Origin of the sequence: Shewanella woodyi ATCC 51908 (assembly GCF_000019525.1) — a bacterium.
Taxonomy (GTDB): domain Bacteria; phylum Pseudomonadota; class Gammaproteobacteria; order Enterobacterales; family Shewanellaceae; genus Shewanella; species Shewanella woodyi.
Map to the genome: position 1 here is coordinate 4534188 of NC_010506.1, position 25118 is coordinate 4559305.

General features: G+C 42.3%; 22 protein-coding genes, 1 tRNA gene, 1 pseudogene and 1 riboswitch. Of the genes and pseudogenes, 11 read left to right on the top strand and 13 right to left on the bottom strand.

Annotated elements, in window-relative coordinates; all coding sequences use genetic code 11:
- Window positions 1-79: 79 nt before the first annotated feature.
- Together pgeF and rluD are read right to left on the bottom strand one after the other, a co-directional pair.
- Entirely contained in the window at window positions 80-832 is a 753-nt protein-coding gene (gene pgeF / locus SWOO_RS19170; protein ID WP_041418276.1) for a peptidoglycan editing factor PgeF, read from the bottom strand.
- A 69-nt stretch (window positions 833-901) separates the two neighbouring features.
- The gene (gene rluD, locus SWOO_RS19175; protein WP_012326314.1) at window positions 902-1873 is read right to left on the bottom strand and encodes a 23S rRNA pseudouridine(1911/1915/1917) synthase RluD; all 972 of its coding nucleotides are present in this window, start codon (window positions 1871-1873) and stop codon (window positions 902-904) included.
- A 122-nt stretch (window positions 1874-1995) separates the two neighbouring features.
- Here rluD and SWOO_RS19180 point away from each other — a divergent pair, with 122 nt between their 5' ends.
- Both SWOO_RS19180 and SWOO_RS19185 read left to right on the top strand, forming a co-directional pair.
- A complete protein-coding gene (locus SWOO_RS19180) occupies window positions 1996-2757 on the top strand; it encodes an outer membrane protein assembly factor BamD (RefSeq protein WP_041417798.1) in 762 nt (253 codons plus the stop codon).
- 182 nt (window positions 2758-2939) lie between these two features.
- Window positions 2940-3015 (top strand) — tRNA-Phe (locus SWOO_RS19185).
- Window positions 3016-3101: 86 nt separating this feature from the next.
- Here the strand turns inward: SWOO_RS19185 and SWOO_RS19190 are convergent.
- Together SWOO_RS19190 and SWOO_RS19195 are read right to left on the bottom strand one after the other, a co-directional pair.
- Window positions 3102-4682, bottom strand: a complete 1581-nt coding sequence (locus tag SWOO_RS19190; RefSeq protein WP_012326316.1) for a sensor domain-containing diguanylate cyclase — start codon at window positions 4680-4682, stop codon at window positions 3102-3104.
- A 50-nt stretch (window positions 4683-4732) separates the two neighbouring features.
- Complete coding sequence (locus tag SWOO_RS19195) at window positions 4733-6595, bottom strand: methyl-accepting chemotaxis protein (protein WP_012326317.1); 1863 nt, start codon at window positions 6593-6595, stop codon at window positions 4733-4735.
- Between the two features lie 271 nt (window positions 6596-6866).
- Here SWOO_RS19195 and lhpI point away from each other — a divergent pair, with 271 nt between their 5' ends.
- The 4 genes from lhpI (at window position 6867) to SWOO_RS19215 (ending at window position 9997) form a co-directional block, all read left to right on the top strand.
- Window positions 6867-7823, top strand: a complete 957-nt coding sequence (lhpI, locus tag SWOO_RS19200) for a bifunctional Delta(1)-pyrroline-2-carboxylate/Delta(1)-piperideine-2-carboxylate reductase (RefSeq protein WP_012326318.1) — start codon at window positions 6867-6869, stop codon at window positions 7821-7823.
- Window positions 7824-8001: 178 nt separating this feature from the next.
- The gene (locus SWOO_RS19205; protein WP_012326319.1) at window positions 8002-8538 is read left to right on the top strand and encodes an RNA polymerase sigma factor; all 537 of its coding nucleotides are present in this window, start codon (window positions 8002-8004) and stop codon (window positions 8536-8538) included.
- Window positions 8538-9053, top strand: a complete 516-nt coding sequence (locus tag SWOO_RS19210; protein WP_012326320.1) for a hypothetical protein — start codon at window positions 8538-8540, stop codon at window positions 9051-9053. Before SWOO_RS19205 ends, SWOO_RS19210 begins: the two co-directional genes overlap by 1 nt.
- A complete protein-coding gene (locus tag SWOO_RS19215; RefSeq protein ID WP_012326321.1) occupies window positions 9050-9997 on the top strand; it encodes a DUF4097 family beta strand repeat-containing protein in 948 nt (315 codons plus the stop codon). Before SWOO_RS19210 ends, SWOO_RS19215 begins: the two co-directional genes overlap by 4 nt.
- Window positions 9998-10044: 47 nt before the next feature.
- Here the strand turns inward: SWOO_RS19215 and rsuA are convergent, their stop codons facing one another.
- The gene (gene rsuA / locus SWOO_RS19220) at window positions 10045-10737 is read right to left on the bottom strand and encodes a 16S rRNA pseudouridine(516) synthase RsuA (RefSeq protein WP_012326322.1); all 693 of its coding nucleotides are present in this window, start codon (window positions 10735-10737) and stop codon (window positions 10045-10047) included.
- Window positions 10738-10904: 167 nt separating this feature from the next.
- Window positions 10905-11021: pseudogene (locus tag SWOO_RS26470) on the bottom strand (hypothetical protein); the annotation flags it as partial.
- A 226-nt stretch (window positions 11022-11247) separates the two neighbouring features.
- Between SWOO_RS26470 and SWOO_RS19225 the strand changes: the two are divergent.
- Window positions 11248-12153, top strand: coding sequence for a LysR family transcriptional regulator (locus SWOO_RS19225; protein WP_012326323.1), 906 nt, complete (start codon window positions 11248-11250; stop codon window positions 12151-12153).
- A gap of 98 nt (window positions 12154-12251) precedes the next feature.
- On the opposite strand, the gene SWOO_RS19230 is transcribed toward SWOO_RS19225, so the two are convergent.
- The 4 genes from SWOO_RS19230 to SWOO_RS19245 form a co-directional block, all read right to left on the bottom strand.
- Window positions 12252-12980 (bottom strand): HDOD domain-containing protein, encoded by a 729-nt coding sequence (locus tag SWOO_RS19230; RefSeq protein ID WP_012326324.1) that lies wholly within the window; start codon window positions 12978-12980, stop codon window positions 12252-12254.
- A gap of 258 nt (window positions 12981-13238) precedes the next feature.
- A complete protein-coding gene (locus SWOO_RS19235; protein ID WP_012326325.1) occupies window positions 13239-13862 on the bottom strand; it encodes a GDSL-type esterase/lipase family protein in 624 nt (207 codons plus the stop codon).
- 94 nt (window positions 13863-13956) lie between these two features.
- Window positions 13957-15843 carry a TonB-dependent receptor domain-containing protein gene (locus SWOO_RS19240; protein ID WP_012326326.1) on the bottom strand — a complete coding sequence of 629 codons (1887 nt, stop codon included), beginning with the start codon at window positions 15841-15843 and terminating at the stop codon, window positions 13957-13959.
- Between the two features lie 110 nt (window positions 15844-15953).
- Window positions 15954-16173: riboswitch (cobalamin riboswitch) on the bottom strand.
- A gap of 280 nt (window positions 16174-16453) precedes the next feature.
- Window positions 16454-17134, bottom strand: coding sequence for a hypothetical protein (locus tag SWOO_RS19245; protein ID WP_012326327.1), 681 nt, complete (start codon window positions 17132-17134; stop codon window positions 16454-16456).
- Window positions 17135-17334: 200 nt separating this feature from the next.
- On the opposite strand from SWOO_RS19245, the gene SWOO_RS19250 reads away from it, so the two are divergent.
- On the top strand, window positions 17335-17706 hold the full coding sequence (locus SWOO_RS19250; RefSeq protein WP_012326328.1) for a BlaI/MecI/CopY family transcriptional regulator: 372 nt from the start codon (window positions 17335-17337) through the stop codon (window positions 17704-17706).
- 2 nt (window positions 17707-17708) lie between these two features.
- Window positions 17709-18923, top strand: coding sequence for a M56 family metallopeptidase (locus tag SWOO_RS19255; protein WP_012326329.1), 1215 nt, complete (start codon window positions 17709-17711; stop codon window positions 18921-18923).
- A gap of 156 nt (window positions 18924-19079) precedes the next feature.
- Here SWOO_RS19255 and SWOO_RS19260 read toward each other — a convergent pair whose 3' ends face one another.
- Window positions 19080-19427: a DUF805 domain-containing protein gene (locus tag SWOO_RS19260; protein ID WP_012326330.1), complete on the bottom strand. Its 348-nt coding sequence runs from the start codon at window positions 19425-19427 to the stop codon at window positions 19080-19082.
- 381 nt (window positions 19428-19808) lie between these two features.
- On the opposite strand from SWOO_RS19260, the gene azu reads away from it, so the two are divergent.
- Window positions 19809-20297, top strand: a complete 489-nt coding sequence (gene azu / locus SWOO_RS19265; protein WP_012326331.1) for an azurin — start codon at window positions 19809-19811, stop codon at window positions 20295-20297.
- A 78-nt stretch (window positions 20298-20375) separates the two neighbouring features.
- Here the strand turns inward: azu and SWOO_RS19270 are convergent, their stop codons facing one another.
- Window positions 20376-21611 (bottom strand): metal-dependent hydrolase family protein, encoded by a 1236-nt coding sequence (locus tag SWOO_RS19270; RefSeq protein WP_195742991.1) that lies wholly within the window; start codon window positions 21609-21611, stop codon window positions 20376-20378.
- A gap of 275 nt (window positions 21612-21886) precedes the next feature.
- The gene (locus tag SWOO_RS19275; RefSeq protein ID WP_012326333.1) at window positions 21887-23179 is read right to left on the bottom strand and encodes a sigma-54-dependent transcriptional regulator; all 1293 of its coding nucleotides are present in this window, start codon (window positions 23177-23179) and stop codon (window positions 21887-21889) included.
- 210 nt (window positions 23180-23389) lie between these two features.
- On the opposite strand from SWOO_RS19275, the gene SWOO_RS19280 reads away from it, so the two are divergent.
- The gene (locus SWOO_RS19280) at window positions 23390-25105 is read left to right on the top strand and encodes a bifunctional aldolase/short-chain dehydrogenase (protein WP_012326334.1); all 1716 of its coding nucleotides are present in this window, start codon (window positions 23390-23392) and stop codon (window positions 25103-25105) included.
- Window positions 25106-25118: the final 13 nt, after the last annotated feature.

The following is a 25118-nucleotide window of genomic DNA, read 5'->3' on the forward strand; positions in this document are numbered from 1 at the left end:
TACCTGATTAACTAAAAGATGGGGGTTTTTAAGTATTTTTCAAGGTGTAGCGGATCTTTCTGTGTGGAAGTTGCTTGTACTAAGTCAGCCAGATATATGAAGCCATTCGGCCCGTGATCTGCTCTTTGCGATAGGAGAAATAGTCAGGATGATTAAAAGTGCAGATGTCAGACTGGTAGATGTCACTCACTCCTGCCAAGGTTAAACGTAACTTAGCAAGACCCTGCAGATCTGCTAAGTATTTATCCTCACTATGATGCTCTGTTTGACGCGCTGGAGTAGTGGTTGTCTTCTTAATAAAAAATGGATCTGCTTCTTTATGCTGGGAAAGAAAAAGCGCTCTCACTTCAGCCCCGACCTCAAACTGCAGTGGCCCTATAGCGGGACCAAGATAAGCGATAAGTTCATCGTTTGGACAATCAAATTTTTCCAACGCAGCTTCAATAATACCCTTACACAGACCTTTCCAACCTGCATGCACTGCAGCAACTTGAGTACCGGATTTATCACACAAGAGCACAGGTAAACAATCAGCCGTCATCACCACGCACACTTGAGAGCGAGAGCTGCTATAGCTCCCATCCGCATCTTGTACTGAACGATTGTCAGCATTAACGACATGGGTACTGTGGATTTGATTTAACCAGGCGGGTGAAACAGGAAGCTGTAAGCGCTCTTGAACGAGCGCTCGATTTGCTAACACATCCTCACTAACATCCCCCACATGCAAACCCAAATTCAAGCTTGCATAAGGAGCACGACTCACACCATTTTGGCGAGTAGTGAAGGCGATATTAACGTTAGCTGGGATATGCCAGCCTCTATCTTTCATCACATTTTTATCAATCATAAATAAGTGTTACTTATTCATAATCTTAATGAGAAATAAAATAGAGCACATTTAAACAGCCACAGGGTTTTCTTCAGTGTCTTTTCTTAACGCTCTTGTCAGGGTAACCATATCTTCAGGAACAGGTGCCTGCCAGCTCATAATCTCAAAGGTATATGGGTGCGCTAGCTCAAGTCTAATCGCGTGCAGAGCTTGACGCTTAAAGCCCATGTAAGTTTCAAAAAACTCAGGCGTCACACCTTTAGGAGGACGAGGGCGACCACCATAAACAGGATCGCCAACTAAGGTATGCCCAATATGAGACATATGCACACGAATTTGGTGAGTACGGCCAGACTCAAGACGCAGTCTTAAACGAGTATGAGCTCTGAATTTCTCAGCGACTCGGTAGTGTGTCATCGCAGGCTTGCCGTTGTGTACTACTGCCATGTGAGTACGTTTAGTTGGGTGACGATCGATTGGCTCATCGACAGTACCACCCGAGATCAACGTACCTAAAACAACCGCTTCATATTCACGAGTGATCTCACGAGCCTGCAACGCAGAAACCAGATGAGTCTGAGCTTCAACAGTTTTAGCTACAACCATCAAACCTGTCGTATCTTTATCCAAACGGTGGACAATACCCGCACGAGGCACCAGCTCTATTCCAGGACAATGATGAAGCAAAGCATTCATCAAAGTTCCATCTTGGTTACCGGCGCCAGGGTGAACAACCAGCCCAGCTTGCTTATTGATAACAATAATGTGGTCATCTTCATAAACAATGTCCAAATCTATCGCTTGCGCTTTAGCTGCGGTCTCTTCCTTGAGTGTCGCTTCAATGGCAATCTCTTGCCCTTCAAGCACTTTTTCTCTAGGTTTTGTTGAAACAACGCCATCAATGTAAACCCAACCTGCTTGGATCCACTCTTTGATGCGTGTACGGGAGTAATCAGGATACAATTCAGCCAAAGTTTGGTCTAATCTTTGGCCTGTTTGTGTTGCTGTTATCTCGCTTTTTAGATTAATCTCTAGTGTCATAGGAACCGTCCCCGCTTTTCGGGGTCATAAAAAGTGTGTAATCTGTTACAATCGAATTGTTTCTATTTTATCTTGAAATGAAAAAATTCCTAACTATAACTTTAAAAGAATCGAATTTAAGTATGCATACATTTGTTAAAGGTGCGGTAATAGGCCTGTTTTCACTGGCAATAACAGCCTGTAGTAGTAATCAAGAAGATCAGTTGAAGACTAGCAAATCCTCTCCTGATGTACTGTATTCACAAGCAAGAACCTCTATGGAGCTAGGTAACTACAGTAAAGCAGTGCGCTCATTAGAGGCATTAGACTCTCGTTATCCGTTCGGACCACATAAAACTCAAGTACAACTCGATCTTATCTACGCCTATTATAAGCTAGATGACCCTGCTTCGGGTATCGCTAATATAGATCGCTTTATTAGGCTCAATCCAACACACAAAAATATCGACTATGTCTACTATATGCGTGGCCTAGTTAATATGCAGTCAGATAACTATATGTTCCACGATATGCTTAATATTGACCGAACAGATAGAGATCCTAAAGTTGCTCAGGATGCATTTAAAGATTTTGATCGCTTGATTAAGTCATACCCAAACAGTAAATATGCGCCCGATGCAGCTAAACGCATGCAGCAGCTGAAAAACCGTTTGGCGAAATACTCAATCAACGTGGCTGAATACTACATTAAGATGAACGCTTGGAGTGCGGCAGCGACTCGAGCACAGTCGGTCATGGAAACTTTCCCAGGTACTCCGTCGACAGAACGTGCGTTAGAGATAATGTCTATCGCCTATGGTGAACTAGGACAAGCTAAGTTAAAAGAGAATGTATTGTCGGTAATGCAGGCAAACTTCCCAAATAACTCAGCACTTTCAAACTAAAATCCCATTAAGGTTGGCGACTAAGTTTAAAAGCTCCGTTTTCGGAGCTTTTTTGTTTTCGGCCTAAAACTGTATCATTTCACACCAGATAGCGCGAAAGATGCTCACTTGATAGAGAAATAACGAATTATTCAAAAAACTTGTTGACTCAAAAGCGCAAAAGCCTTTTAATGCACCCCGTTGCCCGAATAGCTCAGTCGGTAGAGCAGAGGATTGAAAATCCTCGTGTCCCTGGTTCGATTCCGGGTTCGGGCACCAATTTTCTCTTTAATCACTCCTCGATTAATACTCCGAACCAAATATCTTCTCTATTTCTACTAATCTCAAGTTTTATTTTTCACTGTCTATTTTACTAACTTTAGTTGCTGCTCTTTAGCATACTCAAGCTTAATCTGATTTCGCCCAGACATCTTTGCTTCATAAAGTTGTGCATCAGCTTGACCGACCATCATCTCCCAAGTCATATCTGAAAATGAGGGGGAATATCTTTCATATAGCGTTCCCCCAATACTTACAGTCACTCTTTTACCGTGAGAGGCTTCGGGGTGATAGAGGTTTAGCTCCCACACCTGCTTTAACATTCTTTTCGATAATAGCTCCATCTGAGCAATATTATCTCCATGGACCACCACACAAAACTCCTCTCCACCATAGCGAGTTAATAACTCACCTCTTCTTCGACACTCCAATAGAAGAGTTTGTGCAATGGTCAAAATAGCCTTATCTCCAGCTAAATGCCCTAGGGTATCGTTATAGGCTTTAAAATTATCAATATCTATCATCAAAAAACCTATCAGTCCTTTCCCTTCCGACCATTGTTCATGAGCCCTCTGAGCAAACACTTCTAAACTGCGACGATTTGCCACTCCGGTTAAAGGATCCTTATAGGATAAAGATTCAAGGTAGTTTTGATGCCGCTCTAACTTCTCAACAACTTGGTTAAATGAAAGGGAAAGCTTCACTATTTCATCAATATGCCAACCACTTTTCATTTTTATCAATTTGCCACTATCAACCATCTTCTTTAACACCTTATTCGCGGTTCGAAGTGGCTTTAAAATCATAATAGAGATAGGGATAATCGTGCCGAGTGAAACAAGCACAAGTGTAAAAAACAACACTGCTGATTCTGGGGTGAAAAGGGATGGAGACAAGCTTTTATCATGGGTAACAGAGATTTTCAGAGCGGGAATACCAAATACATCATTAAGTAACCACATATGTTTTTGGGCTAACGAGTCGATATAGGGAACAGCATCAAAGGTTTCGATACCATCATACTCTTTGGTTGGGTCAAGCATATCCAGACTAAAATTAACTAAACTTAGCTGCTGTATCTCCTCTGTTAACTCACTATTTATAGCTCGCACCATCAATAGACTTCCTACCACCTCCCCCTCTTCATCAGAGGGTAAAACAGAGGTATTACTGAAGTAGACAACACTTTGTCCAAGATTCATTAATCCATTTCGAGTTGTAGGAACTTGTTTCTCAATCTCCTTAAGATCAGGTAAAACAGAGCCTATCCAGGCTTTATTATTGTTAGGTAAGGTATCAGGAAGTAGCTTTTCACTGCTGCTGTAGTGCCATAGCAGATCTCCGTCGGTGTTAAATAAGTATGCACCATCAATATTCGCAGCTTCAAAAGCATTACTGCTCAAATTTGACCGACTAAAGGCTTCGTCCCTCACAGCAACAAAGCCAACCATCTCATCCCACACAGAATAGTCATAACACAGCACATCTAAATTGCGCTGCGCAAACTTAATTCCCATCTGTACGGCAAGTAACTCTCTGGCTTGTTGAGAGCGTACCTCAGATTCAATCGCAGGTAGATAAACAAGGTAATAGAGAACACTTGCCAGCGAAAATGACACTAACAGTAAAGCTAAGCCTAGAAAGCCTAAAAAATGGTTTAATTTCATTAATCTTACCCATTTAATTCCTCTACTAAGCTTAGTCTACTACTCAGAAATTAGACCTTAAATAGGCTTACCGCACTATGTAACAGATCTGCACGTCCCTTAACCTCTTCAGAAGCTTGTGCATTCTCGTTAGCTGTTGTTGCAGACTCTTGTGCAATATCACGAATAATCACCACGTTTTTGTTCACCTCAGAAGCGACCATACTCTGCTCCTCTATCGCAGCCGCAATCTGAGTACTCATATCCATAATATTAGTGACATCTAAGTTAATCTGCTCCAGTAAAGTGCCAGCAGAAGCGGCTTGATCAGCACTCTCGCCCCCTTGTTTCTCAGTCGCTGTCATTAACTCTACAATAGAGCGAGTTCTGGACTGTAAGGTCTCAATAATGCTTGCAATCTCCTCTGTCGACTCTTGCGTTCTCATCGCAAGACTACGTACCTCATCGGCCACAACAGCAAAACCTCTTCCCTGCTCACCAGCTCTAGCTGCTTCAATAGCCGCATTTAGTGCAAGTAGATTGGTTTGCTCGGCAATACCTCGGATAACGTCCAAAACACTGCCAATCGTTTTACTATCTTTCTCCAGTTCACCCACAACTTTCGAAGAGCTATTGAGCTGCTCTGCCAGAGATTGAATCTTCTCTATTGTTTGTTCAACTCCGCGTTGACCTTCAAGGGCATTCGTATGAGTATTTCCAGCGCGCTCTGCTGCTAACTCAGTATTCTTAGCAATCTCGTCTATCGTCGCTCCCATCTCTGTGATCGCAGTTGCTACCATGTCGGTTTCATTTAACTGCTGAGCCACCCCTTCGGAGGCTTTAACAGAGTTTAATGACAACTCAGAGCAAGAGTGAGTCATGCTCGCGACTGATTCATTCACCTCTTCAATTAAACGTTGAAAACTATCCAGCATACTATTGAAGTGCTTTGCAACTTGGCTGATTTCATCGTCGGCCGCAGCATCGCAGCGGATCGTCAAATCTTTATTTTTCTCAATATCAGAAATAGCAGTACTCAGTCGTGTTACTGGCTCCATGATGCTACGAATGACAAAAATAGTAAAAGCAATCAAAATGATAGCGATAACACAGAAAAGCACGAAGCCTAAAGTGATTGATGATTCTTCTGCGTCAGCAATGGCAGTAAGTGACTGCTCCTTTAATCTCACTAAGTTTGAGTCTGCGGCTTTAATAGCATCACGCAGCACCCCCATCTCGCCATCATTTTGGGTTAATCCCAGAGCCTGCTCTTTAGCAACCAGTAATGCAAAATCCCTTTGATAACTGGCCATCAACTCAGATACTTTCCCCTTACCAGTATTGTCGATGCTTGAATTATTAAGCTCACTTTCAAATAGCTGAATATTATTATTAAACTTGTCCACATACCCCATGCTTCTGCGAAGCATAAAATCTTTTTCATTGCGTCTTAACTGCAGCATGATCACCATCAGCTCAGCTTGTTTATACTCTTTGACTATGGTCTCAACATTGCGAACTGCTTCTCTTAATCCGCCGTATAAACCCGTTTTGGGTGTTAATCCTATCTCTTGCTGAAGTGCAACGACACTCTGAAATGAATCAAGATAAAACTCGACACTTTTTTCAAACCCATTTAACTCAGAGACGGGAATGCTATTGTCTTCGAAGATTGCTTTTAGATACTTAATGTCATTATTCATCTCGTCTGCATTAAGTTTATGTTTTTCCAAATAACTAACATCTAAACGGGCGAAAAAATCTTTCTCATCTTTACGAAGACCCAATACCTCTTTTTCTAGTTTTACCACTCCCTGAGCTGCATATGATAACTCCTGCTGAACGCCACTGGAGTACTGCTGTAATGAAAACATAGCCACCAAAGCAACAATTGAAACCACTGCGCTGAGCATTAATTTATGACGGATAAGCATATTGAGATCCCTAAAATCCAAGCACACCAACTAAAAGTTGGTGATGTAAAACAAATAAAGCCAAAAGGAAAATGTGACACATGTTAAACCCTGTGTTTATCTTGGTTATCGGCCACAAACCCAGCATCATTAACTTATTTTAATACAAAAACAACAGAAACAATCACCAACGTAGGAATAAGCTATACCTTCTACTGTTTAATTCCTTTTTAGTTGTAGCATTTATTCAAAAACACATTTGGTATACAATATCCCTCAAAAAGGAGAAGGTATGATTGTCATCAATGCAGAAGAAGTACATAACACACTTAACTTTCCAGTGCTCATTAACGAGCTTAGAGATACTTTCTCAAAGCCTGCTGGTATGCCCCAAAGACAAGTGTATTCACTAGATGAAGCCACTTCACACAACGATGCCTTCGCCTTACTCCCCTCATGGAATGAAAAAACCATTGCGGTAAAGGCTTTCACCTATTTTCCTGAAAATCCAAGAAAAAATCAGCAACTAAAAAGCCTACATTCAAAAATAATGATCTTTGACCGCAAAACCGGTGCTCCCCAAGCTTTAGTCGATGGTACTAGTGTCACCTATTGGCGCACAGCAGCGATTTCAGCATTAGGCAGTAGTTATTTATCCCGTAAGGACTCCAAAAAGTTACTCATTTTTGGTACAGGTAACCTCGCCTCATTTATGGCCCTCGCCCACGCCAGTGTACGCCCTATCACTCAAATTACGGTTTGGGGGCGAAATCAAGATAAGGCTCAGGCCACTATTGAGAAGATCCGTAATAAGCGGCCCGACATTGAAGTTATCCTCAGCAAGAGCGTAGAGCACAGTGTCCGAGAAGCAGATATCATTAGCTGTGCAACGGGCTCTCCGACCCCATTATTTGACAGTAACTGGGTAGCACCTGGCACCCACACAGATTTTGTCGGCAATCATAATCACGATAGACGTGAATGTGATAGCAAGCTTGTATTGAGATCAGCTGTATACGTTGATTCTAAAATTAATGTTTTTGCAGAAGCCGGAGAGTTACTGATCCCAGTATCAGAGGGAGAATATCAATTAGAGAGTGTAAAAGGAGAGCTTGCTCAACTCTGTAAAGATGAAATAAAGGGGCGAGAAGATGAACAACAGATAACCCTGTTCAAAACTGTGGGTACCGCTCTAGCCGATCTTGTGGGCGCACAACTGGTTTATTCACAGCTGAAACATCTCTTCTAACAACATAGTTTTTATATAATGAGGGAGTACTCCCTCATTCCCTAATAGCTCTCCCTTAATACTTTCCTACCTTACCAAGTGTAATAACATTGTAAAAAGTTTTAAACTTATTCAAACCTTTTCCCCTCTTGCCTATGTCTAATAGATATCTAAGAAAAATAAACACAAGGAATAGAGTTTGAGTGCACAGTTAGCGTTTATCAAACCTTGTGAAACCTCAGAAAAAAATCTGATTGAGCAAGCTCAACAAGGTAACAAGAAAGCATTTAAACAACTCTATGATCTACATCATAAGCGGGTATATGCACTTTGCTACAGACTGTCAGGGCAACACTATTTAGCTGAAGAAGCAACTCAAGAAACGTTTGTACGCTTATGGCAAAAGCTGCCTCAGTTTAGAGGCGACAGCCAGTTTTCAACTTGGTTGCATAGCATGACCGTTAACCAGGCGCTTAGCAGCATAAAAAAACACAAGAGTTTTTGGGCTAGATTCTCTCCAATCTATGAACAAGTAGAGCTTGGAGGCGATGAGATGGAGTACCAAGCACTGGACAAACACCTGCTTAAACTGCCTGAACGAGCCAGGATTGTTTTTGTGCTATTTGCTGTTGAGGGTTACCAGCATCATGAAATAGCACACAAGCTCAACATAGCTCAAGGCACCAGCAAGGCTCAGTATCACAGAGCAAGAAAATTACTTCAGGAGATGATCTGATGAGTAATAACCATGAACAACTTGATAATTTGGTATCAGAATTACCTAAGACTCTCTCGCCAAAAAACGACCTTTGGCCAGAGATAGAGAAGCGGTTAGATGTTCCTGTAGGCAATCATACAAATCATTGGCGTACTTTGGCTCTAGCTAGCATCATTATTATTGGCACTCTGTTAGGACTACAGCAGATAAACAAACCGTTCAATATCGACACTAATCAAGCCCTACTTGCCAGCATTGATAGCATTCAGATGCAGCACGCCACTCAAGTGGCAGAGTTACAGATGATAGGGAAAAAAGTTGATTGGCAATCTAGCCCTTTTAGCTCCCCTGTTGAAACAGGCATAAAACAATTAAGGCAAGCAGCAAAAGAGATATACGAATCACTCAAGCTTAACCCCACAGATCAACAACTATGGGAGCTGTGGTTATGGACGCAATCAAGAGAGATAGAGCTATTAACACAGGCTCAGTCTCTTCCTGTTTTACAAAATCAAAATGGAGATACCATATGATGATTAAACACCTTTCAAGATGCCTGTTACTCCCACTTGTTTTAGTAAGCCAGTTTGCACTGGCAAGCGAATCTATCGATAAACAGGTAAAGGTAGACGAGGGGCTAAACCTCAACATCAAAGTGTTAAGAGGCGATGTAACAATACAAAGCTGGGATAAGCAAGAGGTCAGCATTCAGGGCACTTTAGATGAACTCAGTGAGGGGTTTATCGTCGAACACCAAGGTAATGAGCTCACTCTTGAAGATAAGATGCCAAGACAGTTTAATGGCAAAAATAAAGAGGGATCATTGCTCACCTTTAAGGTTCCTCGCTCACTAAATCTAACAGTAAGTGGACTCTCTGCCGACTATAAAGTGACTCAAGTACAAGGAGGTATCTCTATCAACTCCATCAGCGGTAGCGTTCACCTTGATAGTTTAGATAAACAGGTATATATAAAAACGGTTTCCGGAGACATTAATGCCACAGCGCTCAAGGGAGAGATAAGTTTACAAACAGTATCTGGAGACATCATAGATAAGCAAAGTAAAGGAGAGGTTAGCTACAAGCTTGTCAGCGGAGAGCTCACCGCTGACTCCCTTGCTAAAGATGTCACAATTGAACAAGTTTCTGGTGATACCAACATTAAATTAGCAAGCCTCAACTCACTCGCAGTAAGGACAATTAGTGGGGAGGTTGAACTTACGGCTGAATCTATTTCAGATAAAGCCACCCTAAGTAGCGTCAGTGGTGACTTAGAGTTAACTTTAAATGGTGGCACTGATGCTAGGTTTAAGATAAATGGAGGTCCAGGTGGAAGAATCAATAACCAACTAACTTCAGATAAACCAAGCAAGGAGAAGTACTCCCCAACCTCATACCTTAAGTTTTCACTCGGCGATGCCCATGCCAATATTGATATATCAACGATCAGTGGTGAGATAACGCTAAAAAAACATTAAACATAAGATAAAGTGATGCCCTCTTTTGAGGGCTTCTTCAGTATTCATTAACGAACCGATTTTATCTCAGCTTCCGTTAAATAGCGCCACTCACCAGAAGCAAGAGATTCATCCAACTCTATCTCCCCTACACTTTCACGATGCAGTTGAGTAACACAGTTGCCTACAGCTGCCAGCATACGCTTAACTTGGTGGTACTTACCTTCAGTGATAGTTAGGCGTGCTTGATGAGAACCTAAAATCTCCAAAGTAGCAGGTTTAGTTAAGCCATCTTCATTATTCAATTGAAGACCTGCGGCAAACTCCTCCACCCACTCCTGTTTTAGTGGTTCAGCTGTTTCTAAAAGGTAGCGTTTACCGCACTCTTTCTTAGGAGAGGTTATCTTGTGGGACCATTGACCGTCATTGGTGATCAATACAAGCCCTGTGGTGTCCACATCCAAGCGACCTGCGATATGCAGTTCGTCAGCTTTAACCACATCGAGTAAACCTAAGACCGAAGGATACTCCTCATCTATGGTCGAGCAGATCGTATCAAGGGGTTTATTTAGCATAATAAAGCGTGGACCTATCACACTTAACGGCTCCCCCTCTAAACAGATCACCTGCTTATCGGTTACTTTAAACCCCGAATCTTTAATGACCTTACCATCACAGGTCACATCACCTCGATGTAGCGCTTTCTTCGCTAAAGAGCGGGTAAGTGAAGTCGACTCGCAGATATATTTGTCTAAACGCACAATGAATACTCAGGATAACTATCTTAATGGGCGACATTATGAAGCCCATGCTACAAAAAAGACAGAAGATCTCACGCTTATACCAATCAGCATAAGAAAATTAGCGACTTTAACAAACAAGAGTGCTGCAAAGCCAAATCCACAGCACATCTGATTAACTAATCATCTTAACCTAAGCGTCTTCTAAACACTTTAGTGGCTTGAAAAAAATTCTGCAGTGCAGGTTCAACCTCGTCCCAAGTGTGGATTTTAAGACCACAATCAGGGTTACCCCAACGCTGACGACTACATTCGCATATTGTATACTTTTAATTTAATATGAGCAAAATTCAGAGTGAACGCAACAAGTTGAACGAGTGAGATTGATGGGAATTGAGCACTAATATCAATAATTGAACGCTTGGGCGTCTGGACGTCTAGATGTATACTGTGGTAGTATAATCTGCGACAAGGGAATAGATTTCAAGCACAACATGAGTGAAACTCATGTAGGAATGAATAGAGAATATTATGATAGAGCTTAGACATTTACGTACACTTTTAGCCCTTAAAGAGAGTGGAAGCCTTGCCGGCGCGGCCAAGAAACGCTTTGTAACTCAATCCGCTCTATCTCACCAAATCAAAGAGTTGGAAACCAGAATCAACTCCTCTATTTTCATCAGAAAAAGTAAACCTCTCGCTTTTACCCAGGAGGGGGCAAGGCTGCTAAACCTGGCAGAGGAGATACTGCCTAAGGTGATAGAAACAGAATACGATCTTAAGCAGGGCTTAAATGAAGGGGGAAACCAACTTGGAGTTGGTATCGAATGTCATAGCTGCTTTCGCTGGTTAATGCCAGTCATGGAGCAATTCAGAACAACATTTCCCCAAGTCAATTTAGACCTCTCCAGCCGTCATCTGTTCGACTCACTCAATGCGCTGGAGATGGGCGAGCTGGATGTGGTATTAACTTCAGATCCCGTCCCTGGACAAGCCATTGCCTACCAACACCTATTTGACTTCGAAGTTAAACTCGTGGTTTCCAAAGACCACCCCCTTGCTAAACTTGAGTATGTCACCGCCCAGCAACTTGAAAAGCAAACAATCATCAGCTATCCAGTGCCCCTTGAGAGACTGGATCTATATCGTCACTTTATGGAACCTGCAGGAGTTGAAGCCGGAGAGCAACTACATTGTGATCTCACCATGATGTTACTACAGCGCATCGCTTGTAGAGATGGCGTTGCCGCATTGCCAACCTGGTCAATCAGTGAGTCTTATGGCCTCAATTTAACTTCAGTGAAATTAGGAGCTGAGGGGCTAAAACGCCCTCTTTTCGGCGCGTACAGAAAAGATGGACGCAATGTCAGAACAGCGCAAAATTGGCTAACACTAGTCGCAAATGAAGGTTTAGCTAAGCAGCATAAATTGAATTAAGTACAAGAGAGTCAGGAGCTCAAGATAGGGCTTGGAAAGTAGCGAGTTAAATCTTGTTGCTCGTAACTCGCGACTCGAATCTATTATACTGATTGGTATTATAACGGGTTAAGCAGCTGATTTCTCATCGATAGTACACGTCTTAACACTAATCCAGGAGAGTTAGGGTTACTGGTTTGGCGAAGGTTATGCGCAATCATAAACTCCTCTTGTAGTTCCTCATCTAACCCTAGAGAGTCGAAAGCTTCTATCGTTAAAGTTTGCTTTTGATTATCGATAAGCGACTTAATAATACTCAGAGGAAAAGACTCCTCAGACTCAGCATTAAGGTACGCAAATGCTGTCAATGCAATAATCTCACCAAACACACTAAAAAGCGCTAAGGTTTGTACCTCATCAGGATTGATCTCTACCCCTAACATCTGATGCAAACTATCGACAGCGTTACTCGCAATATTTTCAGTTAATGCCCAATACCCTTGTACCAATTTCTTATAGGGTTGTGGCAGCTCATCCAAACGCTCTTTAAGGTAAAAGGTAAACGCATAACGATAGATATTAACCTGACCTAATCTGACCAAGGCATCTTTTAATGAACGATTTTTCGAGCGATTAGCATCGGCATTCATAGCCGAGTTGCTACGCCACAACATATGTGCAGCGAGTGCAGGATCTGAGGAGACGATATCGATGACATTTCGAATATCACCATCTGCAATGATGGCTTTTTTAAGGGGGATCAAAATGCCACGACGACCAATGACTTGCTCTTCGTTGCTAATGATCGCTCGTACTTGAGTGAATACTTGATGCTCAAGATCTGTCATGGGAAATTTAACCTAATTTATTATTATACAAGTCGCTAACTCTTATCAGGGAATTTACCCATAAAAAGCCTGTCAGGGTCAAGCTCATTTCACGTAAATGGCGACTTTAGCTCTTTTTTCTACTCTTAACTGGGTCGAGTCCCAAATTAACCTGCTTTAGGGATATGCAAATAAAGTAACCGATACTATATAAGCATATACCACCAAACTCTCAATTTACACAGGTAGAGGTCTTATACCTTTCAAATTCAAGGTAAGTTATAGTGCGCCGCTCTCAATAAGTTTCAGATGAATCGCTTCAGCTAAAGCCCGATAACCTGCTTGGTTAAGATGAATAGTATCAGATTTCATCTTGGGGCTTTTGAGTAGTTCTGTCAGCTCATTGTTGAGCAAAACCAGCTTATAGGTTTCAGCAAGCTCTTCATAGATATCACTAGGAGAGAGAAAGATACTTTTCTCAGGAACAGCAATTAATAACAAAGGGATAGAGTAAGAATTTGCCAGCTCAATCATTTTTGCTAAATTCGCTTTGGCCACATCAGGTGGTGTATTACGTAAAAAATCATTTCCCCCTTCAAGCAGTATTAACAAATCAGGAGAATGCTCCATTAATTGAACACCTAACCTTATCAGCCCTTGAGCAGTTGTTTCCCCTGAAACTCCTGCATTGATCACATACCTTCCGGATAACTCAGCAAGCGCCGCTGGATAATCCTCACCACTGTTAACGCCTTTGCCGTAAGTTAGACTATCACCAAATGCTAAGATCTCAGCATCTGCAGCAAGCGGCTCAAGTTTAGGACCTGAGCAAGCTTGTAAGCATAATAGTGAAAAAATAATAGTTAACCGAGTAAATTGGCGATATATCGGTGAAGGGTGCATTTCAAAGTCTCTTTTATCTATTCCAATTAATAACGTAAAAAGCCAGATACAGGATCTGGCTTTAGTTTCAATTTCTCAACTCCAATCACACTACCTAGAACGCTTGGTAACTCACGCTAAAGAAAAACTCTCTTCCAGGGCTAAAGTAGTTTTGCGCTGAAATAATCTCTTCATCGAACAGGTTATTCGCTTTCAAGCGTAAGCTCCACGCATCATCTAGATGATAGCCAATGCTTAAATCTAGCTTATGATATGCTTCAAGATATAAATCATAACCAGCGTAACGCTTGCCTTGATAGTGATAGTTAGCAAGAAAATCGAAACTTTGCCATTGATAGCTTAAACTATAGTTCAGCTCTTCAACACTACGGCCAATTAGCATTTCACCAGTTTTCTTATTCTCTGGCTCTAAATAGGTATAGGCTAATTGATTGTCGAATCCAAATAGTCCAAATTTAGTAAATAATTCAACACCTGAAATTTCAGCTTGATTGATATTGGCAGGCTTCCAGATATCAAAACCATAGTCATCTTTTTCACCAGTAGGAACCCAGGCAATTAGGTTATCAATTGTGTTTTTGAACACACTGATGTAAGCGTGAATATCATTAGCTTGATAGTGCAAAGTTAGATCGTAACTTTTAGCTGTCTCTGAAATCAGATCTGGGTTACCAGAACCTGGCCAGTATAAGTCATTAAAGGTCGGCGCTTTAAAAGCAGTACCAGTTGATGCCGCCAAACGCCACTCTTCAGTAAGCTGGTAAGCGAGGCTGGCGTTGTAAGACACTTCACTGTCAATGTTTTCTACATCATCATAACGCACTGCAACTTCGGCAAGTAATTGGCTCCACTGCTTCTGCGCAAGTATATAGGCTCCAAAAATATCGCGTTCATCTTGAGCATAATCACCTTTAACCGCTTCATTTGACCAATCAATACCACCGATGAAGGTTAAATCATTAGCCGCTAGATATTGGTTACTCCAGTTAATTTGATCGCGCTTGGTTTCAAATACTGAAACCGGCACCGTGATATCGTCGCCACGGAAGTTTTCGTTCGCATCACTAGACTGGCTTAATGCCAGCTTACTGGTAAATTGCTCATTGCTATACTGCGCAGCAAGGTTCCAAAGGTAGTTATCAAAGTCTGACTCATCGGCAGAGCCAAATGCATAGATATCATCGTATTGAGTATTGCCTTTATCATACTGGCCATTCCAAAGTGCTTGCCAGTTTTGATTAATTTGCTGAGAACCTTTTAACGATAAAGAGGTGCGGTTATAACCGTCATCGTCATTTTCAACCGGTGCACCATTGTAGACATCGTATCCATCAGACTGTTCATGGTTAACAGCAAGCGTTGTGCTGCCCTTACCATGACTCATACCTGTGCCAAACGAGCCGCGAATGTAATCGTTGCTGCCGTATTCTGCACCAGCAAACCACTCACCATCTTTTAACTGACGAGTAAAAATTTGGATCACGCCGCCAATCGCGTCGCTGCCCCAAACTGATGCACGAGGTCCTTTTAACACTTCGATACGCTCAATATTTTCAGGTGAAAGCGTATTAAAGCTAACAGTGCCGAGTGTTGCCGAACCAACTTTTACGCCATCAATTAGCACTAATACATGATTTGAATTGCTGCCGCGAACACTAACAGATGTCGCCTGGCCCGCACCACCGTTACGTGAAATGCTAACTCCTGGTAATGTCTCTAGTACATCGGCAACAGACTTAGGATTGAGACGTGCTATCTCTTCACGTTCAATAGTATTGATAACAGTAAGCTGCTGATCGGCGGTTCTGTCAAAACGTGAACCCGTTACAGTGATCTTTTCATCAACGTCGACCGCATTGGCAGTAACGTCCTCAGCCATAGCCGAATATGAAGATAAGCTGATGATACTGCTCACTAACAGTGCAACTTGTGATAGTTTGATAGAGCCTTTATTAGACTCTTTAATAGATAGTGTACCCATTTTTCCTTTAACTCCTGAAGGGAAAACGGGGCAAAGATGTCACGAATAGAATTGATTGAGCCCAAATGATTAAAGCTTTCTACCGCATCTTGAGATCTGCCCGCCGAAATCTCAAAATCATCAAATGGGCCGGTCTCCGGACTTAGGTATTGCTGCATTTCCTAAAGAAAAACAGCACAAGTTTAGACTTTTTTAACACCCATTATCTTGTTGATAAAATAAGCGCGCCTAACTCTTACCATTCACCGTTGCGGGGGCAGTGCCAGATTTCCACAGGCTTCCCGATTATCCTTCCCTCTCCCATTAAAATCCGACTTAATAAAGCCTTAGGATAAGCTCAGGCACCACAAAAGATTGACTAAAACTTGTATAGAATATCACCAGCGCTAATACAGCGTAAAGTGAGCGCGGCATTATAGACGGCTACACGGATAAAAGTCTAACTTTTGATTGACAAGATCGTAACCTTATACCAATCAGTATAAGAAGTTGCTCTACTCAGAGTATCTTTTGGCAAACTAATTCAAGGCGAATGGATGATAGAATGGTTGCTCCCTTGTGAGTTCATTCAACGAAGAAGTAGGCAGCCAAAAGCATGCCTTTTATATCACTATCGACTGAGGCCATAGGGAGCGATTGTAGCCATAAACTCTCGGTAGTTAGCTGGCTCTAAAGGTGGTGTTTCTGCATTAAACACCTCTCCTCGCATAGATTGATGTAACAGATACATATCTTGCTCACCAGATATTGCCGTGTAATGCCCTATTTCACCTTTAGGATCGGATGAATATGATTTTGCATTAAACTGAGTTGCTTTATGAGTATTTGGCATATGAGAGCAACCGATAATGGCAGTAAACCCTGAATACCCATCGATATCACTTTCACCTAATTTTTGATAGGTGATCTCGCCCGTACAACTTTCCTCATAGGTAGCAGCAATCGAATCTAAAAAAGTTTCAGGCGAAAAACTATCAGCTAATCCCTTAAAACCTTGTACACAAAACAGCGATGACCAATCTCTCAGTTCATCAGAAACTGGCGTAAACTCAGCAGAAAACATGGTGTTTTGCTTCTCTGAAAAAGCTAATTTCCAATCTTCGGGAAGCGTAAAACTCAATTTTTGATCAAAGATTGAGAGTTTATGGTTGTGAGCTATGGAGCCTGTCAAACCAGCACTACTTCCACCTAATGCAGACGGAGTCACCATAGCGCTTATCAAAACAACAACAGCTAATAGCTCAATGCCCCCTTTGTTGCCGCTCTTCTTTGGCGGTTTATAGCAAAACATATAATACCTATCATCCTTGTTTAGGTGTGTTTAAGCATTATTTTACCCTGAGCTTAAAGTCGAGATAAAGCCTTCGGTTACAATTTATCGATATATGTTAAATAAAACACTTGACCATTATGATTACCAATGTAATCTTAATAGTCATGGATTACGCTTGTAATTATAAATAGAGATTCAACTTGTTTCAGGAGATGGCCATGAAAGAGATCAGTAATTCCGAACTAGCAGTGCTCAATCTACTCTGGCATTCATCCCCTATGAGTTCGTCGGAGGTCGTAGCTCAACTTAATAAGAGCAAGCAGTGGCATGAAAAAACGGTCAAAACCTTGCTCAATCGACTCGTAAAAAAAGAGGCAGTGGGGTTTGAAAAGCAGGGACGTTCATATCTCTATCATCCACTTATAGATCAAGGCGAGTTTCAGCTTAAAGAGAGTCAATCTTTTATAGAGAGAGTCTTTTCAGGCAAGTTAACCCCCTTGGTTGCTGGTTTCGCTAAGGAGAATAAGCTGAGTTCAGATGATATTGCTGAGCTAAAGCAACTTATCGATAACTGGGAAGAGGAGAAGTGATAATGCTTAATTGGTTAATGGAGCAAACCATACTCATCAGCTTAATCTGTGCCATTTTATTAGTCGGTCACAAACAGATTTTGAAACTCTTCGGTGCCCACCACACCTATGCACTCTGGCTAGCCATTCCAATGCTGCTACTTGGCTCTGCCATCATACATCTAGTGCCAAACTTGCTATCTAACTCTCGCATCACACAACTTGAACACTATCGGGTACTAGCAGATAGAACATTAGCCGACAGTGAACTGTTTTTATCCACTCCCACTCTATTAGCAATCTGGACTCTTGGGTTCGCTTTCATGTTAATGACCATTGCCGTTCATGCTGTCAGGCTAAAACAGCTAATCAACCATTGCTCTGCGTTTACTAGCATAGAGACTCATCTGACCGTTATTCAACATCAGAATATTCACTCCCCTATGCTAGTGGGACTACGTAAACCAAAAATCATCGTTCCCTATGGATTTGAACAACTCAGTATCGCCCAACAAACCGCCGTGATTGAACATGAACTGTATCACCATCGCCGAGGGGATATCGGTATGAATCTTATCGCCTTCTCTCTGCTCAGTATTTTCTGGTTTAACCCTATCTGTTGGCTCGCATACCGACGTTTTCGCGATGATCAAGAGTTAGCTTGTGATGCTCAAATAACCACATCTATGAATACAGATGAAAAGATTGCCTATAGCCGAGCCTTGCTCACATACTCCCAGCAAGCTCACATCGGCATGTTACACACCCACTATGGAAATAAAAATATACTAAAAGAGAGGATATTACAGATGAAAAAACAACATGAAAAAAGCACACTCGCAATTATTGGGCTTACACTAGGTTTAGGCTTTAGCGGCTTAATGCTGAATCAACAAGTCCAAGCTGGTGATAATCATGACTCTACTCATGCTGCAAAAAAACAGCAAATCTATCCATTAACACGTGTAGAACCTAAATACCCAAAGGCCGCGATTGAAGCAAAACAAAATGGCTTTGTGCAGCTTGAGTTTGATATCAAAAAATCTGGTGCTGTAGCAAATGTCTCTGTGATCAAATCCTCACCTAAAGACGTATTCGACAAGCAGGCGGTTAAAGCGCTTAAGCAGTGGACCTACAAAAAGTCTAAGCAAGGTGCTAAAGGTGTTCAGGTGCAGTTAGATTTTGTTATTGATGAACCCGCAGCAGATGTTGAACGTATAAAAGTGACCGCAAAATAAGTTCGGCTATATTACAGTCAGGTTTGGCTGGCATATAAAGTTGAAAAGGGGCCGCGATGCTCTTTTTCTGTATCAGTTGATAACCAAACACAGAACCATAAATCAATTGGACAATAAAAAGGAGGCCTAAGCCCCCTCTTAACGTATCACACTATTTTACGCTTCCACGCCCTTCGGGTTTGCACCGTATTCATTCTCACCAATACTGTCTTGTACGTAAAAGACAATTAGAACGATAGCCCCAATTAGCGGAATAAGGCCCAGTAACTGCCACCAGCCAGAACGACCCGTATCATGTAAGCGACGAGCTGCAATTGCGATTGTAGGTAAAAGTAGTCCTAAGCTCAAAATGGCAGTAAATATCATAGTCCCTAAGAGAGAATCGACAAAAGCAGCCAAAACATAAAAGATCAAATAAAACAGCGTATACATCCAAAACTCTTTACGGCGAGCTCGACCTGTAAAATCAGCATACTTTTTTAACCCGCCTACAAAATATTCCATATTATTCCCTTGTTATTACATCCAATGTTACTCATTGCATTTGCGTGAGCAGTTTTGAGACGTTGATCTTAATTGTTTTCTGCCGGAGTGAAAACCTTCTAAGGCAATATTTACTGGATCTATTGTAAATTCCCCCATAACTAAGATAGCAGCATCAAATCATCAACTTACAATTGTAAATTTTCAATAGATCAATAACCTCCACAAAAGAACGTAACCAACTGATAATATGAATATAAATATAGTCACCACTTTCCATGATCACTGCTTTATTGGTTAATCCACCACCTACAACATATGATAACAATTCTCATTAAGATTTAATTTAATTATGATATCGCCGTGTTTAACACACTTAATATAATCAAAAAGGATTTCAAAATGAAAATCTCAATCAATCGTCTAAAGACGATAAGCGCAGTGGGTTTACTCGGTTTTAGTGCACTTTGTTCTTTATCGTTCAGTGCAGCAGCCAACGCGAGTGAATGTGAATTAGCAATCAGCGCCAATGACGCGATGCAATTTAACACCAAAGAGCTAAGTGTTCCGGCAAGCTGTAAAGAGGTCACCTTAACCTTAACGCACGCAGGACAACTGCCTGCTACAGCTATGGGCCATAACTGGGTGCTAACTAAGGTTGCCGATATGTCAGCCGTAGCCAATGAAGGGATGGGAGCAGGTGCCGCCCTTAGCTATGTAAAAGACGGAGATAAGCGTGTTATTGCCCATACCGATATTGTCGGTGGTGGTGCTTCAACCAGCATTACGTTCAGCACAGAGGGTATGTCTCCTTCAGAGTCATATAAGTTCTTCTGCTCTTTCCCTGGGCACTGGGCAATCATGCAGGGTGACTTTATCATCAAAGCATAAGGTATAGACTATAAGCTGTAAGTACCATTTAGCTTATAACTTACAGCTTATTACCATTTCATAAGTAAACTTATAGCTCTACTTATTCTTATACACTTTACCGCCTTTCATCACAAAGTCGACATCCAATAGAGCCTCAATATCCTCAAGAGGGCTCGTATCGGTTGCAATGATATCAGCAAACTTGCCAACCTCCAGAGTCCCTAGTTCATCCGACATATCGATAAGATCGGCGCCATTGACTGTCGCTGACTTTAAGATGTCTGAACTCGACATCCCAGCTTGATGCATCAACACCGCTTCGCGAGCATTGGTACCATGTTGGGACACCCCGCTATCAGTTCCATAGGCTATCTTCACACCTGCCTGATGCACGGCGATAAAGTTTGCCGTCATATCAGCACCAACTCGTTCCGCTTTAGCCTTAATGTCCTCAGACATAAAATCGGATGTCTTAGCCATCCCGACCACAGTATCGCCCGCAAGCAGCGTCGGAACCAGATACGCCCCATTTTTCTTCAGCAGTTTAATACTCTCCTTGTCCGCATAACTGCCGTGCTCGATACTATCAACACCTGCGCGCAGAGCGGCATTAATCCCCTGAGTCGCATGGGCATGGCTCGCGACCTTACGCCCAAGCCCATGAGCAGTATCAACAATCTCTTTAAGCTCATCATCGGCCATCTGCTGACCTGTGCCTGTATTGGTATCAGACAGCACACCTCCCGTAGAGGTTATCTTAATCACATCGGCGCCAAACTTAATTGCACGTCTTGTAGCACTTCGACAATCATAAGGTCCGTCACAAATCGTTTTAGAGGTGTACTTCTCAAGTAGGTCTGGACTCATACCATCCACATCTCCATGCCCTCCAGTCACTGAAACGCCACCAGAGGCGATAATACGAGGCCCATCAACCCAGCCCCTCTCAATTCCATCTCTTAGAGCATAAATCTGTTCCGGCTTAGCCCCTAAATCGCGAACCGTAGTGAAACCCGCTATTAAGGTTTTTTTAGCAAAATAGGCGCTGCGAATCGCCACTTCAGCATCTGACATGCGTAGCTTCTCACTATCATTCTTAGGACTAAGCTCCCCTTGAAGATGAACATGCATGTCCATCAATCCAGGCATAACAAAATGCTCCTTAAGATCGATAACCTGAACATTATCACTAAAAGTTTTAGCAGCTAAATATCCCGGCTTAACATCCTTAATTGTCCCGTTTTCAATAACTAATGTCTGCTGCTTAAGCGGTTTATTACCTGGAGTCACTAGTAGTTCACCAGCATGTATCACAGTGATATTTGCTGCCATCGCGGGGGTAGCTAAAGCCAGTGTCGTTAATCCTGCTAACAGTAAAGAAGTTCTGCTCAATGGGGTAAGTTTTGCGGCTCTATTGTTATTGTTTTTCATAATCTATCCCGAAGTGGTCACGCCTTATGTTTTGTGAAGGTTGTGAAAGCAATTAGGCTTAAACTGCCAAAGCTAAGGTTAAATAACAAGCTTTAACCGTTTCAATGATTTGAGTTAAGAGATTTAACCCTAGAGCTAAAAGCTAAGTATTCACAATAGAACTGATAAGGAAAAGATTAAGCGTTAACGTCAAGCTGTTTGATGCGACGATAGAGAGTATGACGAGAGATCCCCAATTGCAATGCCGCTTTATTCCGATTGCCTTGATGTGCTAGCAAGACAGAACGAATATGCTCCGCCTCAGCCCTCTCAAGATGCTCTTTTAGTGATGAACCACTACCACTGGGCGTGCTGAACTGAATGTCCTTGGCATAGATAATATCTCCATCGACTAAGATAGCGGCTTGGGTGATCACATTGTGCAGCTCGCGGACATTTCCAGGCCAATAATGCAGACAAAGTTGTCGCTCAGCATCGGATGAGAGGCGCTTAGCAACATGATGATTTGATTCAAACTCCAGTAAAAAACGGCGAGCAAGTGGCAAAATATCATCTTGCCTCGCAGCCAACGGTGGTACCTCCAACGTAATAACATTGAGCCGATAGTAGAGATCTAACCTAAAGTGCCCCTCCTGCACAAGTTCAAACAGGTTTCTATGGCTAGCAGCTAAGATACGGGTATCAATGGGACGCAGTACACTGCTGCCTACTCGTTTTATATGCCGAGTTTCAAGGACCTGTAAGAAGTTACCCTGTAACTCCATTGGTAGATCGCCTATCTCATCAAGTAATAGCGTTCCCCCATTAGCCTGTTCAAAGGCACCAATATGTTGCTGATCCGCACCAGTAAACGCCCCTTTTTCATGACCAAAAAGCTCATCTTGAGCTAATGTCGCTTGTATTCCGGCACAATTTAAGCTGACAAAAGGTCCTGTATGACGAGCAGAGTTCTTGTGAATATAGCGCGCTAAGTACTCTTTGCCACTGCCGGACGGCCCCTGGAGCAGTAAAGTCACATCGGTTTTGGCCACTTTACAGGCCAGTTCATATAATAGATTAAGGGATTTCGTTGGCCCCTCAGTATGCACCTCAGGCTCAGATGTATTGAGCTGCTGCATACCGATGCAGTGGCCTATCATGGCGGAAAGAATATCGATATCCACGGGTCTGTGGTGATAGTCATAAACATTGCTCAAAGAGAGACGCTTAGCTATCTGCTTTAGCTCCTCCTGGGCTGTAATAACTATCCATTGGCAATGTTTCTCCTTCTCCAGTACAGCCCTAGATCGTTCCAAGGAGGCGAGATCAATAAAAGCCAATCCGACCGAAGCCGCACTGCTTTTCTTAAAAATGCTGGTCTGAAACTGCCAACCGATACTCGCTAAGCCCTCAATAAGCTGCTTATCTATATCGGTTTGTAACGACTCAGGCCACAGCATCACTGAACGATTTACAAGAGGAGTCGTCATGGCTGCTACCTTTTTTACTAATTAGTGTAGCAGCCGTGAAACAGTCTTGCTTTTTTAGCCAAGCTTTAATCGAATCATTAAAGACTCAAAAATTAAGTAATAAAAGAAGCCATCACTAGATTGTTGATAGCCTTAATTTTTTAAATGAATGTGCTATGTTATTAACCAATATCGACTCACCTAACTTACTTTTATCTGGAAGGGCTTACCATGCACAGCTTGTGGCAAAATGAGATAGCAGAACAACTCAATACCCCGTTAGCACTTAGGGTTTATACCTCTCGCCTTCTCGGACAAGAACCCGCACTTGTACTTCACGGTGGTGGTAATACTTCGGTCAAAACTCAAATCACTAACCTTTTCGGTGAAACAGAGGAGATTCTCTACGTTAAAGGCAGTGGTTGGGATCTCGAAACCATTGAAGCTGAAGGGTTTGCTCCAGTAAAAATGGATGTGCTACTTAAAATGGCTGGGCTAAATGATCTCAGTGATAGCGATATGGTGAAATACCAACGCGCAGCGATGACAGATCCCAGTGCACCTAACCCCTCTGTTGAAGCAATTCTTCACGCCATCATCCCCTTTGCTTATGTTGATCATACCCATGCCGATGCCATAGTGACTTTAACAAATACGCCAGACGGTGAAGGAATGATCCAAGAACTCTTTGGCAAACGGGTATTTGTTATCCCTTACGTCATGCCTGGATTTGCACTAGCCAAACTCGTACATGAGATGACACAAGAGCTTAAGTGGCAATCAATAGAGGGGTTAGTGCTGATGAACCATGGCCTATTTACCTTCAGTGATGATGCTAAGGTCGCTTACGAGAAAACCATCGACTTGGTCACAGAGGCAGAGCAGTTTATTGAAGCTAAGCTTTGTCTAAAATCGGAAGCTATTGAGGAAACCACTGGCCATGACCCCAGTGGATATCCTGAGCAGGAGATCAGTATCGATTTAATCGAACTAGCTCAGATCCGCAAATTGGTTTCAGCACAAAAGGGAGCACCACAAGTTGCCCTACTCAATAGCTCCCTGCCCTCTTGCCATATAGCCAGTCACCCAAAGCTTAGAGATATTGCCACACGTGGGCCTTTAACTCCGGATCACGTTATCCGTACTAAGCGGATACCTGTGATATTAGGTGAAGATTTTGAAACAGATTTAAGCGAATACGCCAGTCAATATATTGAGTATTTCGAGTCTTACCAACAGGGTCAAACCATGCTCAACTACGCCCCTAACTTTGCGATTTGGCGCGATAAGGCAGCAATCTCCTTCGGAAAAACAGTGAAAGAGGCACTCATCATAGAGGATATTACCAATCACACTTTTGATGCGATCCTGACGGCCCAGCAGATAAGTCGCTATCAGGCTCTCAGTGCACAGGAGATATTTGACGTTGAGTATTGGGAGCTTGAGCAAGCCAAGCTAAAAAAATCCACCAGCAATAACACACCTCTACTTGGTAAGGTCATCATGGTGGCCTCAGGCAGTGATGATGTGAGAGAAGCCCTAGCCGCTGAGCTCACCTCACAGGGAGCCAACGTCATCGAGCTTAATCATGAGCAAGATTTCGATACCCTAGATAAATGCCAGGAAGCCGCTGAAACAGCGGTTATTGACTTTGGTGGTTTAGATAACTTGATCTGTCTAGATGACAACTCGGCCAACCAACTATTAATCAATACCTGTGAAGCATTTTTAGAGCATGGCCTCTCCCCAACAGTCCTTTGTGTCAACCATAACACTCTACCAGTAATGAGCAGCGACACAATAAAAGTACTTGCCCTTAACTGCCAGTTATCGAATAAAAATGGGCAAAATAACAATCAAAAATCAGCAATATTTAATCTAACGAGCGCCATCAAGATGATGTTGTCTAAAGAGTACCTCCCAAGCGAGGAGGGAGTCACGGTTTAACCCTGAATCAAAG

What these genes read in the sequence shown, in the direction of transcription:
- SWOO_RS19270 (WP_195742991.1), bottom strand. Translation starts at nt 21,611, where the DNA reads ATGGCAGCAAATATCACTGTGATACATGCTGGTGAACTACTAGTGACT.
- pgeF (WP_041418276.1), bottom strand. Translation starts at nt 832, where the DNA reads ATGAAAGATAGAGGCTGGCATATCCCAGCTAACGTTAATATCGCCTTC.
- SWOO_RS19180 (WP_041417798.1), top strand. Translation starts at nt 1,996, where the DNA reads ATGCATACATTTGTTAAAGGTGCGGTAATAGGCCTGTTTTCACTGGCA.
- SWOO_RS19250 (WP_012326328.1), top strand. Translation starts at nt 17,335, where the DNA reads ATGAAAGAGATCAGTAATTCCGAACTAGCAGTGCTCAATCTACTCTGG.
- SWOO_RS19280 (WP_012326334.1), top strand. Translation starts at nt 23,390, where the DNA reads ATGCACAGCTTGTGGCAAAATGAGATAGCAGAACAACTCAATACCCCG.
- azu (WP_012326331.1), top strand. Translation starts at nt 19,809, where the DNA reads ATGAAAATCTCAATCAATCGTCTAAAGACGATAAGCGCAGTGGGTTTA.
- lhpI (WP_012326318.1), top strand. Translation starts at nt 6,867, where the DNA reads ATGATTGTCATCAATGCAGAAGAAGTACATAACACACTTAACTTTCCA.
- SWOO_RS19210 (WP_012326320.1), top strand. Translation starts at nt 8,538, where the DNA reads ATGAGTAATAACCATGAACAACTTGATAATTTGGTATCAGAATTACCT.
- SWOO_RS19190 (WP_012326316.1), bottom strand. Translation starts at nt 4,682, where the DNA reads ATGAAATTAAACCATTTTTTAGGCTTTCTAGGCTTAGCTTTACTGTTA.
- SWOO_RS19235 (WP_012326325.1), bottom strand. Translation starts at nt 13,862, where the DNA reads ATGCACCCTTCACCGATATATCGCCAATTTACTCGGTTAACTATTATT.
- SWOO_RS19255 (WP_012326329.1), top strand. Translation starts at nt 17,709, where the DNA reads ATGCTTAATTGGTTAATGGAGCAAACCATACTCATCAGCTTAATCTGT.
- rluD (WP_012326314.1), bottom strand. Translation starts at nt 1,873, where the DNA reads ATGACACTAGAGATTAATCTAAAAAGCGAGATAACAGCAACACAAACA.
- SWOO_RS19225 (WP_012326323.1), top strand. Translation starts at nt 11,248, where the DNA reads ATGATAGAGCTTAGACATTTACGTACACTTTTAGCCCTTAAAGAGAGT.
- SWOO_RS19215 (WP_012326321.1), top strand. Translation starts at nt 9,050, where the DNA reads ATGATGATTAAACACCTTTCAAGATGCCTGTTACTCCCACTTGTTTTA.
- SWOO_RS19230 (WP_012326324.1), bottom strand. Translation starts at nt 12,980, where the DNA reads ATGACAGATCTTGAGCATCAAGTATTCACTCAAGTACGAGCGATCATT.
- SWOO_RS19240 (WP_012326326.1), bottom strand. Translation starts at nt 15,843, where the DNA reads ATGGGTACACTATCTATTAAAGAGTCTAATAAAGGCTCTATCAAACTA.
- SWOO_RS19195 (WP_012326317.1), bottom strand. Translation starts at nt 6,595, where the DNA reads ATGCTTATCCGTCATAAATTAATGCTCAGCGCAGTGGTTTCAATTGTT.
- SWOO_RS19245 (WP_012326327.1), bottom strand. Translation starts at nt 17,134, where the DNA reads ATGTTTTGCTATAAACCGCCAAAGAAGAGCGGCAACAAAGGGGGCATT.
- SWOO_RS19275 (WP_012326333.1), bottom strand. Translation starts at nt 23,179, where the DNA reads ATGACGACTCCTCTTGTAAATCGTTCAGTGATGCTGTGGCCTGAGTCG.
- SWOO_RS19260 (WP_012326330.1), bottom strand. Translation starts at nt 19,427, where the DNA reads ATGGAATATTTTGTAGGCGGGTTAAAAAAGTATGCTGATTTTACAGGT.